This window comes from Cryobacterium sp. 10I1, from assembly GCF_035019805.1.
GTDB classification, from domain to species: Bacteria; Actinomycetota; Actinomycetes; order Actinomycetales; family Microbacteriaceae; genus Cryobacterium; species Cryobacterium glucosi.
Genome location: NZ_JASJVF010000054.1, coordinates 1 through 17,122 on the forward strand (window position 1 = coordinate 1; position 17,122 = coordinate 17,122).

Sequence of the window (17,122 nt, forward strand, 5' to 3'; positions counted from 1 at the left end):
CAGCCGAGCTCGGCAGCGCCGAGCCCGACCAGGGTGATCATGAGGAGCACCGGGGCGCTCGCACCCACGGCGAGGTGGATCGTTCCCGCGCCGATGGCGGCAGAGGAGAGCCAGAGGCGGCTGATCGGGGTCATCAAAGCTCCTGTTCGTGGATGCGTGGTGCGGCGTGCTGCGTGGCGAATGCGGGTGTGGAGCGGCCGGCGGTTCAGGCGACCGCGGAGTGGCGGACGACCTTGTCGGCGGCGAGGCCCGCACCGAGCAGCACGATCGCACTGGCGAGGTGCAGGAAGTGGTCTGGCGTGTTGAGGGCGAGGATGTTGAGCTCCGAGCCAGCGATGAAGAACCCGACGATGCCGAGGAGCAGGTAGACCGCGCCGATCGTGGTGTTGACGGACTTGGCCGCGGTGACGCCCGAGAGGCCGGCGATGAGCAGTGCGGCGCCGATCAGCAGGTGGGCGACGTTGTGCAGCGGGTTGACGGCGAAGAGGCCGAGCAGGAGCCCGCCCTGGGTGGCGATGAAGCTGACCCCACCCGTGACGGCGAAGCCGAGCAGGCCGACGAGCAGGTAGACGGCTCCGAAGACGGTGGCGACGAGGCGGTTCGGTGAAGTGCGCATGAGATTTCCTCCTGGTAGAGACCGCGGGGGTGCGGTTGCCAGTAGTTCGGAATGAACCTCACAGCGGATTGGTAGGCTCGCGGCATGAATATTCCCCCGGACACCAAGGACTGGACCTGGGTGCTCGAGCGCCCCTGCCCCGAGTGCGGTTTCGTCGCCGCGGATGTCGTCTTCGAGGACATCCCACGGTTGATCCGCGAGAACGCCGCGGCCTGGCTGCCCGTGCTCGAGCGAGCGGATGTCGCGGTGCGGCCGAGCGAGCACACCTGGTCCGCCCTGGAGTACGCCGCCCATGTTCGCGATGTGTTCCGTATTTTCACCGTCCGGCTCGCGCTGATGCGCTCGGAGGACGACCCCCTGTTCCCGAACTGGGACCAGGACGCGACGGCCGTGGCGGAACGGTACGGCGAGCAGGCCCCGGAACGGGTCGCCGTCGAACTGGCCGAGGCCGCGGCATCCGCGGCCGTTGCGTTTACCGCGGTCCCCGCCGCCGAACTCGGTCGGGTCGGCAGGCGCAGCGACGGCGCCCGGTTCACTGTGACGACGATGGGACAGTACTTCGTGCATGACCCGGTGCATCACCTGCACGACGTCACCGCGGTGTCAGAGCACCGCTAGAGTCGCGGCTGCCGTTTCTGAGGCGGGCAGCGCAGGTGACGGTGGTGATGCACCGGGCGTGTGCGGCCGCCGCTACGCGGTGTGCCTCCGGTTGACGACGGCGCCATAGATCAGCAGCACGATGATCGACCCTGCAATGGCGAGCAACCAGCTGGACAGCTGGAAGAAATCGCCGATGCCGACGCCGAAGAGGAGGGACCCGAGCCAGCCGCCGAGGATCGCGCCCACCACTCCGAGGAGCAGGGTCACGAACCAGCCGCCGCCCTGGGTGCCGGGCAGGATGGCCTTGGCGATCGCGCCGGCGATCAGGCCGAGAAGTAGAAATCCGATGAAACTCATGTCAAGCGTCCTTTCGCTTACAAGCGTTGTCTCACATGGTGTGTCATCACATGCCTGCCCGCAGACTCTGGCGCGGGTGCAGGCCAACCTCCATCTCCGTCTTACTCATCGAGTCTGCCACGATCCGGTATCCCGGTCACGGGGTCGCGGCCCGAATGCAACCCGATTCGGGAATATGCCGTGAGTTACGATTGCCCTGCGCCCTGCAACTGATCACCCCCGGTCTCAGCGACTGCAGTGGCACCCCCGTTCTCGCGGCGGACGCCCCGGCGCAGATCGACGGAGGCCCTCTTGTCCGACAGAACACTGCCCGTGGTCATCCAGGGCGGCATGGGCATGGCCGTCTCGTCCTGGCGGCTCGCCAATGCGGTGGCCCGCACCGGCCAGCTCGGCGTCGTCTCCGGCGTCGCCCTCGACTCCGTCCTCACACGCAGGCTTCAGGACGGCGACGCCGGCGGACACATCCGCCGGGCGCTCGCCGCGTTCCCGGTTCCCGCACTGGTCGGGCCCGTTCTCGAGCGCTACTTCCAGGCCGAGGGCCGCGCGGAGGGCGAGCCGTACCTTCCCGTACCCAAACTGTCCCTGAAGCCCACCCGCGAGCAGCAGGAGCTCAGCGTGCTCGGCAACTTCACCGAGGTCTGGCTGGCCAAGGAGGGCCACACCGGGATCGTCGGGATCAACTACATGGAGAAGGTGCAGATGGCGACCCCGCCGGCCGCACTCGGCGCCATGCTCGCCGGGGTCGACTACGTCCTGATGGGCGCCGGCATCCCGCGCCAGATCCCGCACCTCCTCGATGAGCTCGCCGCCGGCCGGGTCGGCACGATCGACATCGACGTGCACGGGGCCGAAGCGGATGCCGTCCACACCGTGAGCGTGGATCCCGTCGACGTCCTCGGGCTGACGCCGGAGACCTTCCCGCCGCTACTCCGCCCGTTCTTCCTCGCCATCGTCTCGGCGCACGTGCTCGCGTTCTACCTCGCGCGCGATGCGGACATCCGCCCGGACGGGTTCATCATCGAGGGCCCGACGGCAGGCGGGCACAACGCGCCCCCGCGCGGCCGGCTCACCCTTGACGACGACGACCAGCCGATTTACGGCCCGCGCGACGACGCGAACATCGTCAAGATCGCCGAACTCGGCCTGCCGTTCTGGCTCGCCGGCGGCTACGGGCAGCCGGAACGCCTCGCCGTCGCGCTCGCCGCGGGAGCACAGGGCGTGCAGGTCGGCACCCTGTTCGCGCTCAGCCAGGAGTCCGGCCTCGCCCCCGAACTGCGCGACCAGGTGCTCGGCCGCCTCGACGCGACGGAGCTCTCGATCCGCACCGACGCCGCCGCCTCGCCGACGGGATTCCCGTTCAAGGTGGCCCAGCTGCCGGGCACGTTGTCCGAACCGGCGGTCTACGCCGACCGGGTGCGTCTCTGCGACCTCAGCTACCTGCGCGAGCCCTATGCGAAGAAGGACGGCACGGTCGGGTTCCGCTGCCCGAGCGAACCCGTGCACATGTACGTGCGCAAGGGAGGCACCGCCGAGGATGCTGCCGGCCGCGCCTGCCTCTGCAACGCGCTCACCGCGACCGTCGGCCTCGGCCAGACCCGCAAGACCGGCTACGTCGAGGCGCCGCTGCTGACGCTCGGCAACGACATCGACGGGGCCGCCGTGCTCCTCGCTGCACATCCGGAAGGGTGGAGCGCCGCGGACGCCATCGGCTGGCTGCTCCGCGACGCCCCGGTCTCCCCGACCGCCTCCTGACCACTACCTTTCCGGTCGAGAGTGCCCGTTACAGCGGTCACTCTCGACCGGAAAGGTGACTCTCAAGCTGCTTCAGTGACGGTGAACTCCGCTGTCATCGTGTGGCTCGTGCCGGGGGCGAGGGTGATCGCGGCTGCGCCCACGTTGCAGGTCTCGACGCAGACCATGCCGGTCCATTCCTGGGAGCCGAAGTCCGCCATTGCCGCGGCCTTGTCGATCCATGGGTTCCAGACGACGGTGCTCTCGGAGCCGGTCTTCGCGACGGCGATGCTGCGCGTCCCGTCCTTGATGACCGTGGTGGCCGTGGTGCCGGGGTAGACCCGGTCGGTCTCCGCCACGAAGCCGACGGGGCCGTCGGCCCCTGGCTCGAGCGTGCCGCCTGAGACCTTGTCGAGGAACGGGGCGCCCTCGAGCCCGGTGACCGTCGTCCGGTGGATGTCGTCGATCGCGAAGTAGCTGTGCAGCGCCTCCTCGACGGTCACGGCCACCGTGTCCCGGTTGGTCACGGTCAGCTCGAGGCGGAGCGTCGCACCGACGGTCACGGTGTAGCGGGCTTCGAACGGATGCGGCCACGCCGACGCGCGCGTCGCGGGCGAGTCCGTCAGGTGGAAGGTCAGCACCACATCGTCAGCGACCTCGGCGGCGCCGGACAGCTGCCACTCGGTCACGCGGGCGAACCCGTGGGCCGGCGCCGTCGTATCCGCTGCGTTCGGACCGAACCAGGGGAAGCAGATCGGGATTCCGCCGCGGATGGCGGTGCCCGGGGTGAAGCGGCTCGCCGCGCTCATCCAGAGCACGGGGGCTCCGCCGGCCGGAACCCACGAGGCGACGTGCGCACCGTGCAGGTACACCTCGGCCGACCCGGCGCGGCCGGTGACACGGACGATGGGGAGCCCGCCGACGCCGGGGGCGAGGTGGACGGACGCCGGCAGGACGGGAAGTGCTGTGGGAATGGTTGACATGGGAAACCTCCAGGGTTCACCTGATTTTCCCACAGTGGGACTGTTGATGAGCGGGCGCGATTCTCAGCCGGTGCCTGCCCGCTGTGTGGCAGACATCGGACCATCAGGGTGCGGTTAGGCGACTGCGACCGGTGGCGGGTTCTTCGACTCGACATAGGCCCGCGTGACCGCAATGTCCTGGTCGCCGAAACCGTGTGCGGTGAGATCGGTGAAGGTGTCGAGCAGCAGACGCAGCTGAGCGGCATCGGTGCCGGTTCGATCGGCTTCTTCGAGTGCGTAGCGGAGGTCCTTGATCATGTACCTGGCGACTCCGGACGGGCGATAGTCCGCGTCGACGATACGCCGCTTCCGGCTGTCCAGGACCCGACTGCCCGCGTACCCGTTTTCGAGAAGGTCGAAGAGGGCGCCGAGGTCGAGGCCGCTCCGTTCCGCCAGGACCGCAGCTTCGCCGAGCGCCAGAATATTCGCCGCCACGATGAGTTGATTGCAGAACTTGGCGATTGCGCCGGCACCGAGCGGACCGAGGTGCGCCGGGGTCCCGATGGCCCGTAACACGGGCAGTGCGAGGTCGACATCGTCAGCGCTGCCGCCGACCATAATCGAGAGTGTCCCCGCGACCGCACCGTCTTCGCCGCCGCTCACAGGGGCATCGACGACGTGGAGGAGACCGTTGGTCTCAGTTGCGAGCCTGTCCGCGAGCTCACGGATGCCGGACGCGGAGGACGTGGAGGAAATCACCAACAAAGTGAGGGTCGTGATACCCGAAACGATACCGTCGGGGCCGTTCAGAACCTGTTCAAGTTGCGGAAGGTCCGGGAGCATGTCGACGATGATGTCGGCCTGTTCAGCGAGCCGCCGCGGGGATTCCGCCCAGGAGGCTCCCGAATCCAAGAGTTCGGAATAGCGTTCGCGTCCTCGGTCGCTGATGACAACGTTCCAGGAGGCTGCAGGGCTGCGCAGGAGGCTTGCAGCCATCGGGCGGCCCATCACTCCCAATCCAATGACTCCGACAGTAAGCGAATTTGCAGCAGGAAAACTACGTTGGTTTGACATGTCGTTCACTCTAGCGAACTCTGTTCAGTAGGATGGATGCAGCTTGACATTCAGGAGCGCCGCACACCGACCCCTATTCGGCGCAGAAAAGGGTAAATACAGTGATCGAATCAGATACTCGCCTTCGAGTCGTTGTCGCGGCTCCACTGTCCGAGGAACTATGCCACCGCATCGAAACGGGTGAACCCCGCCTGCAGCTCATCCGCGATCAGGAGCTGTTGCCCCCGCAGCGCCATCCCGGCGATTTCAACGGCGACCCTTCCTTCCACCGCACTGCTGCGCAGCAGGAGCGCTTCACGGCCCTCGTCGATAGCGCGGACGTGCTCTACGGCATCCCGGACGTCGATTCCGCGGCACTGAAGAAGACCGTCGGAGTCAACCCGCGCTTGCGCTGGGTGCAAACCATGGCGGCGGGCGGCGGCGGACAGGTTGCCGCCGCAGAGCTCAGCGCGGCGCAGCTGGAACGGGTTGCCTTCACGACTTCCGCCGGCGTGCATGGCGGTCCCCTCGCCGAATTCGCACTCTTCGGGGTGCTCGCCGGCGCCAAGTCATTGCCGCGCCTCCTTGCCCAGCAGCACGACCACACCTGGAGTGGCCGCTGGACCATGGGGCTTGTGAGTGAGCAGACGGTCCTTGTCGCCGGTCTCGGTGGCATCGGTGCCGGAGTCGCTTCCCGTCTTGCCGCACTCGGCGCACGCGTGATCGGCACGACCCGTGGCTCGCAGGACATCCCGGGAGTCTCCCGCTTCATCCAGCCCGAAGAAATCCCCTCCGTGGCGCACGAGCTGGATGCTGTCGTCGCGACCCTGCCCGGGACCGCTGCGACCAACGGACTCTTCGGCAGCGACTTCTTTTCCCGGATCAAGCCGGGCGCGACCGTCGTGAACGTGGGACGTGGGACCGTCATCGACCAGGACGAACTGTTGCGTGCGCTGCGGAACGGCCGGGTCGGGTTCGCGGCCCTCGACGTGTTCGCCGAAGAACCCCTCGCCACCGACAGCCCATTCTGGGATCTGCCGAACGTCCTGGTCAGCCCGCACACCGCCGCTCTCAACGCTGCAGAGGACCGGCTGATCGCCGAGCTCTTCACCCGCAATGCCACTCGCTTCCTCGACGGACAACCCCTGATAAACCGGGTCGATACCGTCGAGTTCTACTGAAAGACACAGGAGAGAACTGATGAACACGCTATTTGACGTCTCGGGGAAGACGGCACTCGTCACGGGATCGAGCCGAGGAATCGGACTTGCGCTCGCGGGCGGCCTCGCGGACGCGGGAGTGCGGGTTGTCGTCCACGGACGCAACCGCGATCAGGTTGACGCGGCCCGCTCCGGGCTGGAGAAATCCGGCCGGGTGGAAACGATCGCATCCACCTTCGACATCACCGACCCGGCCGCCGTCGCCGATGGAATCGCGGCGATCGAGAATGAGTGGGGTGTGCTGGACATCCTGGTCAACAACGCCGGAATTCAGCGCAGGGCCCCGTTCACCGAGTTCACCTTCACTGACTGGAACGACATCGTCGCGACCAACCTCACCGGTGCATTCCTGGTCGGCCAGCAGGCCGCTCGAGGGATGGTGACCCGCGGCAGCGGCAAGATCGTGAATATCGGATCGGTGCAAAGCCAGCTCGGGCGAGCAGGCATTGCGCCATACGCTGCGACCAAGGGCGGAATCTCGATGCTGACGAAGGGCATGTGTGCTGATCTTGCGGTCAGCGGCATCCAAGTGAACGCCCTCGCGCCCGGGTATTTCGCGACCGAGCTCACGAAGGCTCTGGTCGCGGACGAGGCCTTCAGCTCCTGGGTGCGCACGCGAACACCTGCCGGACGCTGGGGCGATGTCGCAGACCTGGTCGGCACCCTGATCTACCTCGTGTCGCCCGCGTCGGACTTCGTCAACGGGCAGACGATCTTCGTCGACGGCGGAATGACCGCCGTGGTGTGACGAGACCCGGTCAGCAACCTGGCCTGCGCACAGCGGATTCAGCGAACGGAACCACATTCACAGGACAGAGGAGTCCAACATGTCGAATATTCACACCGGCGTTCTCGGCGTTGTCGCCCACGCCAAGGGAGACCTTCGGGTCGAGGCCATCGGAGAGCCGCGGCCTGAGGCTGATGAGGCGGTCGTTGAGGTCGCCTTCGGTGGCATTTGCGGATCAGACCTGCACTACTGGCTCGATGGGGCGGCCGGAGAATCCATTCTCCGAGAGCCGCTTCTGCTCGGGCATGAAATCGTCGGAACGGTCGTCACGTCGGCCGCAGACGGATCCGGACCCGTTGCCGGGACCCGTGTCGCGGTACACCCCCTGACGCCGGGGCCGGGTGATGGCAGTCGCTATCCGATCGAGCGGCCGAATCTTGCACCGGGCGGGACCTATCTCGGCAGTGCTGCCCGGTTCCCGCACCGGTCGGGTGCATTTGCCAGGCGGGTCGCGCTGCCCAGCCGGATGCTGCGGAAACTCCCGAAGGGGCTGTCGCTTCGCGACGCCGCTCTCGTGGAACCGGCCGCCGTTGCGTGGCACGCCGTTGGGCGAGCAGGCGAGGTGCGCGGCAGACGAGCTCTCGTTGTCGGGTGCGGTCCGATCGGGTCGCTCGTGATCGCCGTGCTGCGGCACCATGGCGCAGCGGAGATCATCGCGGTCGACACGGTCGAGCCGCCCCTGTCGAGGGCGCGCCTGCTCGGTGCGACCCAAACGCTCCTCGCCACCGATGCGGACGCGATTGCGCGCGTCGACGCCGATATCGTGATCGAGTCGTCCGGCAACTACCGGGGACTCGAATCGGCGGTGCGCGGTGCCACCCGTGGAGGACGCATCGTGATGGTCGGACTGCTGCCGTCCGGCGAGCAGCCGGCCCTGATCTCGCTGGCGATCGTCCGCGAGCTGGAACTCGTCGGATCGTTCCGGTTCAATGACGAGATCGACGAGGTCGTGGCCGCTCTCGCCGACGGCTCCCTCGACGTCGGCGGAATCGTGACCCAGGTCTTCCCCGTTGGTGAGGCCGCTGCGGCCTTCGAAATCGCCCGCGACCCCGCTGCATCCGGCAAGGTCTTACTCAGCTTCGAAGAACGGGACTAGAACGCCATGATCAACTCCGTCCAACATCCGCTTGTCGTCGTGATGGGAGTGTGCGGTGCGGGCAAGTCGACAGTCGGTGAACAGCTTTCGCGGGCCATCGGCGAGTCGTTCATCGACAGCGACGTGCTCCACCCCGCGGCCAATATCGCCAAAATGGCCGCAGGCCGTCCCCTCGACGACGCGGACCGGATGCCGTGGCTCTCGCTCGTCGGCGGCGCCCTTTCCGCCGCGCGAGCCGATGGCCAGGGGCTCGTCATTGCATGCTCCGCGCTCAAACGGAGCTATCGGGACGCGATTCGTGCCGAGGCGCCTGGAACGTACTTCGTGCACCTTTCTGGTACTCCTGAATTACTGGCGGCGCGCCTCCGCGACCGCGGAGGACATTTCATGCCGCCTGAGCTTTTGGAGTCCCAACTCCGTACTCTTGAGCCGCTCTGCGACACCGAGGAGGGAACCGTCGTCGACATCGCCGCAGGGGTCAGCGAAATTGTTGCCGCTGCGGTCACGTCCCTGCGGGTTCCGGCGGTGTCTCAGTAGCTGCCGAAGCCTCGACCAATGAAATCAAAGACTGCCGACGTATCGGTGGATGACGGCGAGATCCTGGTCTCCGAGGCCCGCTTCGGTCAACCGTAGGAAGGATTCCCGCACGGCGGCCAGGGTCGGGGCCACCGTGCGGGTATCTGCAGCAGCGGCTGCCGCGAAACTCAGGTCCTTGACCATGAATTTGGCCGCCCCTGTTGGCGTGTAGTCGCGCTCGACGAGCCGTCGACCCTTCGTCTCCAGAACGCGGCTGCCCGCATAGCCGCCCTGGAGAAGGTCCAACAGGGCGCCAAGGTCAAGGCCTGAGCGTTCGGCGATCACGCTCGCTTCGGCGATCGCGCTCATTGTCGCAGCGACGATGAGCTGGTTGCAGGCTTTGGCCACGGCGCCGGCTCCAAGTGGCCCCAGTCTCAATGGGGACCCACAGGCGCTGAGGACCGGCAGGACGCGTGCGACGGGTTCGACGTCGCCGCCGACCATGATCGAGAGTATTCCTGCTTCCGCGCCTTCGGTGCCGCCGCTGACGGGGGCGTCGACAAGAACCATTCGCCCGTGCGTACCGTGACGGAGTCGAGCGTCGACCGTGCGCAGTCCGGCAGCTGAGACCGTGGCCGAGACGACCACGACAAGCTCCGTGGACGCTTCGGCGACGCCGTCTGGCCCGAAAAGAACCTCCTCCACCTGAGGCAAATCGGGAACCATGAGGATGAGGACGTCCGACTGCTCCGCGAGTTCGCGCGGCGTGCCTGCCCATGCCGCTCCGGCTGCCAGTAGCGCCGCAGAACGTTCTCGTGATCGCCCCGTGACCGTGACTTTGCGGATGTGCCTGTCCGGTCCGCTGGCGCGGAGCAGGTTCAGGGCCATGGGCAACCCCATGTTTCCCAGCCCGATCATTCCCACGGATACAGGACCTGATTCGGCGGGGGGCAACGTTGACATTTGAACAGCATACAGAACCGCATTCACCACTGTGGATGGTGGTCGCCCCGTGAAAGTGGGCGACTGGTACCATCGGGGTGTGTTTCGGCTGCCGCCATGCGGCGCAGCGCGGCGCCAAGGAGGAAGCGGAATGAGCGTCATCGAGGTTGAAAAGGGTGCTCAGGCGCCGGCAGTCTTGAAGGCGGTCAGGATCCTCGATCTGCTCGCGCTCTCGCCCGGCCGCGCCCGTTCCTTGAGCGATATCGCGCGAGAGTTGGGTATAGCCAAGTCGTCGACGTCCAATCTGTGTGCGTCGCTCGAAGAGGGCGGGCTCATCCGGCGAAGCGGTGGAGGATATCTACTGGGCAGACGCGCGGTCGAGCTCGGAAGCGCTTACCTCGCGGGGTTCGACCAGATTCGGGAGTTCTACCGGATCTGCGAAGAGTCGGAGGTGCTCACCACACAACTTGTGCAGATTGCAATGTTGGACGGAGCCAGGGTCCTCTATCTGGCGGCGTACGAAGGGAGGGAGCGGTTCCCGTTGTCTGCGGGCGTCGGAGATCGCTACCCGTCGTCAGCGACCGCGGTGGGTACGGTACTCCTCGCGGAACTACCACCGGACGAGGTTGAAGCGCTGTACGCGGACCCCAATCGACTCGTGACTTTCACTGATCGTTCAACGAAGGACCTGGAGACGTTGCAGCGGAAGTTGAAGATGACGCGTGAGCGCGGATATGCCATCGATGAGGGTGAGATCCACTTGAGCGTGGTCGGTTTGGCAGTCCTCGTCCCTTCGACGCGAAGCGGAGAACCATCGTTCGGAATCGGTGCGTCGCTGGTGCACCCGAATGATTCACCGGAGGAGCGGGCGCGCGTCCTGGCGGCTCTTCGGATGGCGGCAGCGGAGCTGACGCGACCGACGATTGTTCCTGTCGAAAAATAATCGTTCAGAATGCCGAACTCTGTTCAGCCGGGTGTAGCATCATTCCTACGGGCACAGACGCCCGCATCGACGCCTCGACTTGGGTGAATTCCGAGTAATTCATTCGACTCAGGGGTCATCCAATGGAGGGTGAGACATCGTGAGCAGTGAGAATCAACCGGGCGGTTCCAGTGGGGCTTCGGATCCGGATTACGCGGCGAATCTTCGTCGGGCCACTTTGGCATCAAGCGTGGGCAGTGCGCTGGAATATTACGACTTCGCCCTGTACGGGCTCGCGTCGGCCCTGATCTTCAGCAAGGTATTCTTCTCCAACCTCACACCTGCCGTTGCCCTGGTCGCGAGCTTCGCCACCTTTGGGGTGGCCTTCGCCGCACGTCCACTCGGGGGGCTTTTCTTCGGCACGATCGGCGACAAGCTCGGTCGTAAATGGGTTCTACTCACGACGATCGCCATCATGGGTGGCGCATCCACTCTCGTCGGCGTCTTGCCGACCTATGAGCAGGCCGGCCTGTGGGCCCCGGCTCTCCTGGTTTTGCTCCGGCTCTTGCAAGGCTTCGGTGCTGGCGCCGAACAGGCGGGCGCGACGGTCCTTATGGCCGAATACGCACCCGTTCGCCGACGCGGCTTCTTCGCGGCCCTCCCCTTCATTGGGATTCAGGCAGGAACCTTGCTTGCCGCGGGAGTGTTCGTCTACCTCGGCACCCTCCCCACGGAGGTCCTGCTCGCGGGAGTGTGGCGCATTCCCTTCCTCGCCTCCATCCTGCTCATCGGTGTCGCCGTCTTCATCCGGATGCGCCTGCGGGAAAGCCCGACATTCATCACTCTCGAAAAGCAGGATCAGGTTGCCGAGAGTCCCCTCCGCGAGGTTTTCCGCGGCTCATTCCCCTCGGTTCTGCGTGGAATCGGCCTGCGGATGGCGGAGAACGGGGGCTCCTATATCTTCAGCACTCTCGCCGTGAGTTTCGTGGTCACAACCGTTGGAGTCGGCACGTGGATCGGCCCGCTCGCCGTCGCGGTTGGATCGTTGGTCGGGATGGTGACGGTTCCGTTCGCCGGTCACCTCTCTGATCGCTTCGGACGGGTCCCCGTCTACCGGTTCGGCGCGGCGGTCCTTCTGGTGCTTGCCTTCCCCGGCTGGTGGCTGCTGTCGCTCGGAAACCCTGTAATCGTCATCATCGTGATCGCCGTTGCAATCGGCCTCGGAGTCAACACCATGCTCGGCGCGCAGTGCGCGCTCCTTCCTGAAATGTTCGGCAACCAACACCGGTATCTCGGTGTTGCGACGTCACGGGAATTCAGTGCCATCCTTGCCGGCGGGATCGCGCCGGTCCTCGGTGCTTTCCTCATCGGCGCCAGCGGTGGGGCCTGGTGGCCGCTGGCCATCTATGTCTTCATCCTCGCCGCGATCACGTTCGCAACGACTTTCGTGACACCCGAGACCCGCGGCCGTGACCTGACGCTTCTCAACGACGCACTGTTCGACAGCGCGGTTCAGGTTGAGACACGTCCCGAACACATGGTGTCGCACAAGGAATTCCTCGCACGTGTCGGCAGCTGACGCAGCTTCTCTCCTCATTCGACCAAATCAGAAAGCACAGCATGCGGATAGCACGACTCGAAACTCCAGAAGGGCCCCGCTCTGCGGTGGCCGTGGACGATCGTTGGGACTTCATCATCGATCCTTTCGCCCGGGAAATCATCTTCACCGGGGACTCGACACCCATGGACGGTGCCGTGCTCCTTGCCCCGGTGCAACCCGGCCTCGTCGTCGGAATTGCTCATAACCTCACCAACAACAACCACGTCCTGCCCATTCAGGCCTGGCAGAAATCGGCACACACCGTCGCGGGGCCTGGCGACGAGATCCTGGCTCAGCGTGGCGTGGGAACGGTCAACGTCGAAGGAGAACTTGCCGTCGTCATCGGGCGATCGGCTACCGCGCTCACTGTAGAAAACGCCTTCGACTACGTTCTCGGATTCACGGTCGCGAACGACGTGACGAACGTCGATCAGGTGCCCGTCGACGAAAAGAACTTCCAGAGCAAAAGTGGAGTCAACTACACACCGCTCGGCCCCTGGATCGAGACCGAGGTGGCCGACCCCGAGAACGTGAGCACAGAGGTCGCGATCAACGGTGAGGTGCGCGCCCGGTCCGGGTCGTTCAACCTCCCGTCGAGTGTTGCCGCGACACTCGCATACGTGACGCGCTGGCTCACCCTGGAACCCGGGGATGTGATCATGACCGGTGCTCCGAACACCTTTGTCGCCGTTCATCCCGGTGATCGCGTCGACATCACTCTCGAGGGGATCGGAACGCTCAGCAGCACCGTCGGCTGATCGTCAACCGGGAAGTCCCGGAGCCCGGATGCTCGCCCTGCAGGCTGCAGGGCGAGCACCCGGGCTCCGGCATGTCACGCACCGAGGGCCTTGACCCGCACTGAACAAGTGTTTAGCATGTTGAACATGCGTACAGCTCGTCCCTCTCCACCGGAGGACCTCACGGCGCGCGCCTTGATCCGGGATGCCGCGATCGTTCATTTCGCTCAGGACGGCTTCCGCAAATCGAGCCTGCGGGCGATCGCCGCCACCGCCGGCGTGAGCGCGAGCCTCGTCGTGCATCACTTCGGCAGCAAGGAGCGCCTCCGCGGGGAGTGCGATGAATTCGTGATCGGCACCATGCTGGCCGCGGCCCGCGACAAGGCGAGCCCGGCGGGACTCCAGGCCGTGATCCAGGGATACCTCGCGAACCCCGCGGAATACGAGGTCGACGTCGCCTACCTGTCGCGGGCGATCGCGGAGGAGACGGCGGCCGGCCGGACCTTCGTGGACACGATCGTCGACGAGACCGAGGCGATCATCCGGGCCGGAATCGCGGACGGAACCATGAACCCCTCCTCCGACCCGCGCGCGGTGGCGGTCCTGATCGCGACGACGAGCCTGGCGATGATGACGATGAGCGCACACCTCGCCCGGTCGCTCGGCTTCGAGGGCCTGGGTCTCGGCCAGGAGACGATGCGGCGGCTCGCGCTGCCGTCGGTCGAGCTGTACACCCACGGGCTCTACACAGACGAGACCGTGCTGAACGTCACCCGGAAGGCGCTCGCGGCAACGCCGGAGCCCGCTGCGGCACCCCCGGCAGAGCCCATGCCGGCCCAGGAATACCCCAGTCGAGAGGACACCCGATGAGTCACGTCGAAACAGCGAGCTGGCCACATCCCGGGGCGTCGTCCCCGCCCACGGATGCCGCGATCCAGGCCGTCGAGATCACCAAGCGCTTCGGCAGCACCCAGGCCCTCCATGGTGTGACCTTCACGGTTCCCCGCGGCAGCGTCTTCGGCGTGATCGGCCCCAACGGAGCGGGCAAGACCACGACCATGCGCGCCCTGCTCGACATCATCCGGCCGAGCTCCGGGCACGCGACCGTTCTCGGCACCGACTCGCGCAACGCCGGCCCCGAGTTGCGCCGGCGGATCGGCTTCCTGCCCGGAGAACTCATCCTCGAGGGCCGCATCACCGGACGAAAGCTCCTGCAGCACTACGCCGACATCTCCGGTCCCGTCCGCACCGGGCACATCGAAGAACTCGCCGAACGGTTCCATCTCGACCTCGCACAGCCGGTGCGCAAGCTCTCCCGCGGCAACAAGCAGAAGCTCGGCATCGTGCAGGCGTTCATGCACGAGCCGGAACTCCTCGTGCTCGACGAACCGACGAGCGGGCTCGACCCCCTGATGCAGCAGGAGTTCCTGCTGCTCGTCAAGGAGGCCCGCGACGCCGGCCAGACCGTATTCCTGTCCTCGCATGTGATCAGCGAGATCCAGCAGGCCGCCGACGAGGTCGCGATCCTCCGGGACGGGCGCATCATCACCGTCGCGAGTGTCGAGGCACTGCGCCAAACGGCCGTGCGTCACTTGCGGATGACGGCCACCGGCATCCGCCCCGCCGACCTCTCCGAGCGGCTGGGCCGGCTCGACGGCATGGCCGGGCTCGTCTGCATGGCCGTCACCAGCCCCGCTGGGGCCGCAGCCACCGAGGCGACCGCAACCCTCGAGGGTGCGATCCAGCCCTTCATCCAGGCCGTCTCCACGCTCGACCTCACGGATCTCGTTCTCGAGGAACCCGACCTCGAGGAATCCGTGCTCGCGCTCTACACCGCGCCGGAGGATTCCGCAGAGTCGCACAGGGCCTCCCGGGCGACCCGAACCGCCCGCGGGTCCCGAGCGGAAAGGAAGGAACCGAAATGACCGCGTCCACGGAGACGGATGTCCGCCGTGCGCCCCTGCCGATCTTCGGCAAGGCGTTCGCAGACGGCCGGCGAGCCCTGCTCGGCTGGGGAATCGGCATCGCGGCGGCGATCTTCCTCTACCTGCCGCTCTACCCGAGCATGATCGGCACGTCCGAGATGCAGAAGCTCATCGACTCCCTGCCGCGGGCCCTGATCCGTACCCTCAATTACGACCAGATCAGCACCGGGGCCGGCTACACCCAGGCGACGGTCTTCGGCCTGATCGGGTTCCTGCTGATGAGCATCGCCTCGATCGGCTGGGGCGCGGCCATGCTCGGCGGCGACGAGGAATCCGGCCAGCTCGAGCTGACCCTCGCCCACGGCGTCACCCGGGTGCAGGTGGTCGTGGAGCGGTTCGCGGCGCTCGTGCTGAAGGTCCTGTTGATCACCGCCCTGATGTTCGTGCTCATCGCGCTCCTCAACGGCCCGAGCCAGCTCGGCATCGACGTCGGGTACCTGGCCCAGACCTGCCTGCTTTTCGCGGGCCTCGTGCTGCTCTGCGGCAGTGTGGCGATGCTCGGCGGCGCGCTCACGGGCCGCAAGGTGTGGGGCATCGGTGCCGGAGCGTTCGTCGCGGTCGTCGGCTACGTCTTCAACGCCCTCGGCAACCAGAGCGCCGACCTCGAGTGGTTGCACGGGCTCTCGCCCTACTACTGGGCGTTCGGAAACTACCCGATGACGAACGGGGCCCCGCCGCTTGCGCTCCTCGCGTTCTACGGCGGTTCCCTGCTCGTCGCGGCGGTGACGGCACTCGTGCTGCGCCAGCGCGACATTGGCGTCTGAGCGGAGCCGGCAGGCCCCGGCGCGGTAGCGTGAGGCTTTCACCACGTTCAGCAAGGGAGCGCTCATGAAGGTTGTCGTCACCGGTGCCAACGGAAAAGTCGGTCGGGCCGCCGTCCAGGCGCTGCTCGCAGCCGGCCACGACGTGACGGGGGTCGACCTCGCCCGCCCGGTCTTCGAGCGGGCGGTGGAGGGCGCGGCGCGCTACCAGATGGCCGACCTGACGGATGCCGGTGAGGCCTTCGCCGTGATCCGCGGAGCCGACGCTGTCGTGCACACCGCCGCGATCCCGGACCCGACCGCGAATCCCGCCCACGTCGTGTTCCGCACCAACCTGATGGCGACCTTCAACGTTCTCGAGGCCGCCGTCCGCTTCGGCGTGCCGCGCTTCGTGAACATCTCGAGCGAGACGGTGCCGGGATTCCTGTTCGCCGAGCGCGGCTTCCTGCCTGAGTATGCGCCCGTCGACGAGGACCACCCGGCGCACCCGCAGGACCCGTACGCGCTCACCAAACTCTTCGGGGAGCAGCTGATGGATGCCGCCGTCGCACGTTCGGACATCCGGTGCATCTCCCTGCGGCCGAGCTGGGTGCAGAACGAGGACAACTACGAGCAGAACCTCGGGCCGCTCGTGCGCGACGCCGCGTTGGCCAGCGGCAACCTGTGGAGCTACACCGATGCATACGACCTCGCGGACGCCATCGTGCTCGCCGCCGAATCGGAGCTGCCCGGCCATGAGGTGTTCTACATCGCCGCGCCGGACACTGCAGGCGGGCGCGACTTCGCCGCGATCCTGCACGAGCACTATGGCGACACGATCCCGCTGCGGCCCCTCTCCCGCCCGGATGCCTCGGGCATCTCGAGCGCGAAGGCGCAGCGCCTGCTCGGCTGGGCGCCGAAGCGGTCCTGGCGAGACTACCTCGACGCCGACGGCAGGGCGCTGGCGAGCTCGTGACCCGCGTTCGTAACACGGAAGAGTTAGGCTGACGCCATTCCAGTCTCCGGTACACCCGTCCCCGTCCGTCCCTCCGCCGAGCCGGAAATCGAGCCGACGGGCATCCCCCGTGGCTCCGGTTCCGGCGCCGTCGTGCTCGGCGCGCACTCCTATCCCGCCGCCCTCGTCGCCCGCGTGCGTGAGGCGACGGATGCCGCCGCGGCGGCCTGCCTGCCCTGGCTCGGCGGAGGGACGGACGGGGACGGGTGTACCGGAGACTGGAATGGCGTCAGCCTAACTCTT

General features: G+C 66.6%; 18 protein-coding genes. 13 read left to right on the plus strand and 5 right to left on the minus strand.

The genetic code is table 11. The features are described from left to right. Positions 1–205: 205 nt before the first annotated feature. On the minus strand, positions 206–616 hold the full coding sequence (locus tag QN345_RS07260; RefSeq protein WP_134448480.1) for a DUF4383 domain-containing protein: 411 nt from the start codon (positions 614–616) through the stop codon (positions 206–208). Between the two features lie 84 nt (positions 617–700). Here QN345_RS07260 and QN345_RS07265 point away from each other — a divergent pair, with 84 nt between their 5' ends. Then, positions 701–1,234, plus strand: a complete 534-nt coding sequence (locus QN345_RS07265) for a DinB family protein (protein WP_134558137.1) — start codon at positions 701–703, stop codon at positions 1,232–1,234. Between the two features lie 72 nt (positions 1,235–1,306). On the opposite strand, the gene QN345_RS07270 is transcribed toward QN345_RS07265, so the two are convergent. Then, a complete protein-coding gene (locus tag QN345_RS07270) occupies positions 1,307–1,573 on the minus strand; it encodes a GlsB/YeaQ/YmgE family stress response membrane protein (protein WP_134448476.1) in 267 nt (88 codons plus the stop codon). 291 nt (positions 1,574–1,864) lie between these two features. On the opposite strand from QN345_RS07270, the gene QN345_RS07275 reads away from it, so the two are divergent. After that, positions 1,865–3,325, plus strand: a complete 1,461-nt coding sequence (locus QN345_RS07275; protein ID WP_322136854.1) for a nitronate monooxygenase — start codon at positions 1,865–1,867, stop codon at positions 3,323–3,325. Between the two features lie 62 nt (positions 3,326–3,387). Here QN345_RS07275 and QN345_RS07280 read toward each other — a convergent pair whose 3' ends face one another. Both QN345_RS07280 and QN345_RS07285 read right to left on the minus strand, forming a co-directional pair. Then, entirely contained in the window at positions 3,388–4,287 is a 900-nt protein-coding gene (locus QN345_RS07280; RefSeq protein ID WP_322189047.1) for a D-hexose-6-phosphate mutarotase, read from the minus strand. Positions 4,288–4,401: 114 nt separating this feature from the next. After that, positions 4,402–5,340, minus strand: coding sequence for an NAD(P)-dependent oxidoreductase (locus QN345_RS07285; RefSeq protein WP_322189049.1), 939 nt, complete (start codon positions 5,338–5,340; stop codon positions 4,402–4,404). A 101-nt stretch (positions 5,341–5,441) separates the two neighbouring features. Between QN345_RS07285 and QN345_RS07290 the strand changes: the two genes are divergently transcribed. The 4 genes from QN345_RS07290 to QN345_RS07305 all read left to right on the plus strand — a co-directional run bounded on the left by QN345_RS07290 (position 5,442) and on the right by QN345_RS07305 (position 8,959). Further along, the gene (locus QN345_RS07290) at positions 5,442–6,500 is read left to right on the plus strand and encodes a D-2-hydroxyacid dehydrogenase (protein WP_134558140.1); all 1,059 of its coding nucleotides are present in this window, start codon (positions 5,442–5,444) and stop codon (positions 6,498–6,500) included. A gap of 19 nt (positions 6,501–6,519) precedes the next feature. Further along, positions 6,520–7,287 carry an SDR family NAD(P)-dependent oxidoreductase gene (locus QN345_RS07295; RefSeq protein WP_134448468.1) on the plus strand — a complete coding sequence of 256 codons (768 nt, stop codon included), beginning with the start codon at positions 6,520–6,522 and terminating at the stop codon, positions 7,285–7,287. A gap of 79 nt (positions 7,288–7,366) precedes the next feature. Continuing rightward, the gene (locus tag QN345_RS07300; RefSeq protein WP_134558142.1) at positions 7,367–8,422 is read left to right on the plus strand and encodes an L-idonate 5-dehydrogenase; all 1,056 of its coding nucleotides are present in this window, start codon (positions 7,367–7,369) and stop codon (positions 8,420–8,422) included. 6 nt (positions 8,423–8,428) lie between these two features. Beyond that, on the plus strand, positions 8,429–8,959 hold the full coding sequence (locus QN345_RS07305; protein WP_134448464.1) for a gluconokinase: 531 nt from the start codon (positions 8,429–8,431) through the stop codon (positions 8,957–8,959). A 24-nt stretch (positions 8,960–8,983) separates the two neighbouring features. Here QN345_RS07305 and QN345_RS07310 read toward each other — a convergent pair whose 3' ends face one another. Beyond that, positions 8,984–9,901, minus strand: coding sequence for an NAD(P)-dependent oxidoreductase (locus tag QN345_RS07310; RefSeq protein ID WP_322189053.1), 918 nt, complete (start codon positions 9,899–9,901; stop codon positions 8,984–8,986). A 130-nt stretch (positions 9,902–10,031) separates the two neighbouring features. On the opposite strand from QN345_RS07310, the gene QN345_RS07315 reads away from it, so the two are divergent. From QN345_RS07315 to QN345_RS07345, 7 genes are all read left to right on the plus strand, one after another. Further along, complete coding sequence (locus tag QN345_RS07315) at positions 10,032–10,823, plus strand: IclR family transcriptional regulator (protein ID WP_134448460.1); 792 nt, start codon at positions 10,032–10,034, stop codon at positions 10,821–10,823. Between the two features lie 229 nt (positions 10,824–11,052). Continuing rightward, entirely contained in the window at positions 11,053–12,381 is a 1,329-nt protein-coding gene (locus QN345_RS07320) for an MFS transporter (RefSeq protein ID WP_241975193.1), read from the plus strand. A 41-nt stretch (positions 12,382–12,422) separates the two neighbouring features. Further along, positions 12,423–13,160 (plus strand): fumarylacetoacetate hydrolase family protein, encoded by a 738-nt coding sequence (locus tag QN345_RS07325; RefSeq protein WP_134448456.1) that lies wholly within the window; start codon positions 12,423–12,425, stop codon positions 13,158–13,160. Positions 13,161–13,286: 126 nt separating this feature from the next. After that, positions 13,287–14,009, plus strand: a complete 723-nt coding sequence (locus QN345_RS07330) for a TetR family transcriptional regulator (RefSeq protein ID WP_134448454.1) — start codon at positions 13,287–13,289, stop codon at positions 14,007–14,009. Continuing rightward, positions 14,006–15,064: an ABC transporter ATP-binding protein gene (locus QN345_RS07335; protein ID WP_134558145.1), complete on the plus strand. Its 1,059-nt coding sequence runs from the start codon at positions 14,006–14,008 to the stop codon at positions 15,062–15,064. Before QN345_RS07330 ends, QN345_RS07335 begins: the two co-directional genes overlap by 4 nt. After that, positions 15,061–15,888 (plus strand): ABC transporter permease subunit, encoded by an 828-nt coding sequence (locus QN345_RS07340; protein WP_134448450.1) that lies wholly within the window; start codon positions 15,061–15,063, stop codon positions 15,886–15,888. The genes QN345_RS07335 and QN345_RS07340 overlap by 4 nt, the downstream gene beginning before the upstream one ends. Before the next feature lie 64 nt (positions 15,889–15,952). Beyond that, positions 15,953–16,840: an NAD-dependent epimerase/dehydratase family protein gene (locus tag QN345_RS07345; RefSeq protein WP_134448448.1), complete on the plus strand. Its 888-nt coding sequence runs from the start codon at positions 15,953–15,955 to the stop codon at positions 16,838–16,840. Positions 16,841–17,122: the final 282 nt, after the last annotated feature.

What these genes read in the sequence shown, in the direction of transcription:
- QN345_RS07260 (WP_134448480.1), bottom strand. Translation starts at nt 616, where the DNA reads ATGCGCACTTCACCGAACCGCCTCGTCGCCACCGTCTTCGGAGCCGTC.
- QN345_RS07265 (WP_134558137.1), top strand. Translation starts at nt 701, where the DNA reads ATGAATATTCCCCCGGACACCAAGGACTGGACCTGGGTGCTCGAGCGC.
- QN345_RS07270 (WP_134448476.1), bottom strand. Translation starts at nt 1,573, where the DNA reads ATGAGTTTCATCGGATTTCTACTTCTCGGCCTGATCGCCGGCGCGATC.
- QN345_RS07280 (WP_322189047.1), bottom strand. Translation starts at nt 4,287, where the DNA reads ATGTCAACCATTCCCACAGCACTTCCCGTCCTGCCGGCGTCCGTCCAC.
- QN345_RS07285 (WP_322189049.1), bottom strand. Translation starts at nt 5,340, where the DNA reads ATGTCAAACCAACGTAGTTTTCCTGCTGCAAATTCGCTTACTGTCGGA.
- QN345_RS07295 (WP_134448468.1), top strand. Translation starts at nt 6,520, where the DNA reads ATGAACACGCTATTTGACGTCTCGGGGAAGACGGCACTCGTCACGGGA.
- QN345_RS07300 (WP_134558142.1), top strand. Translation starts at nt 7,367, where the DNA reads ATGTCGAATATTCACACCGGCGTTCTCGGCGTTGTCGCCCACGCCAAG.
- QN345_RS07305 (WP_134448464.1), top strand. Translation starts at nt 8,429, where the DNA reads ATGATCAACTCCGTCCAACATCCGCTTGTCGTCGTGATGGGAGTGTGC.
- QN345_RS07310 (WP_322189053.1), bottom strand. Translation starts at nt 9,901, where the DNA reads ATGTCAACGTTGCCCCCCGCCGAATCAGGTCCTGTATCCGTGGGAATG.
- QN345_RS07315 (WP_134448460.1), top strand. Translation starts at nt 10,032, where the DNA reads ATGAGCGTCATCGAGGTTGAAAAGGGTGCTCAGGCGCCGGCAGTCTTG.
- QN345_RS07325 (WP_134448456.1), top strand. Translation starts at nt 12,423, where the DNA reads ATGCGGATAGCACGACTCGAAACTCCAGAAGGGCCCCGCTCTGCGGTG.
- QN345_RS07330 (WP_134448454.1), top strand. Translation starts at nt 13,287, where the DNA reads ATGCGTACAGCTCGTCCCTCTCCACCGGAGGACCTCACGGCGCGCGCC.
- QN345_RS07335 (WP_134558145.1), top strand. Translation starts at nt 14,006, where the DNA reads ATGAGTCACGTCGAAACAGCGAGCTGGCCACATCCCGGGGCGTCGTCC.
- QN345_RS07340 (WP_134448450.1), top strand. Translation starts at nt 15,061, where the DNA reads ATGACCGCGTCCACGGAGACGGATGTCCGCCGTGCGCCCCTGCCGATC.
- QN345_RS07345 (WP_134448448.1), top strand. Translation starts at nt 15,953, where the DNA reads ATGAAGGTTGTCGTCACCGGTGCCAACGGAAAAGTCGGTCGGGCCGCC.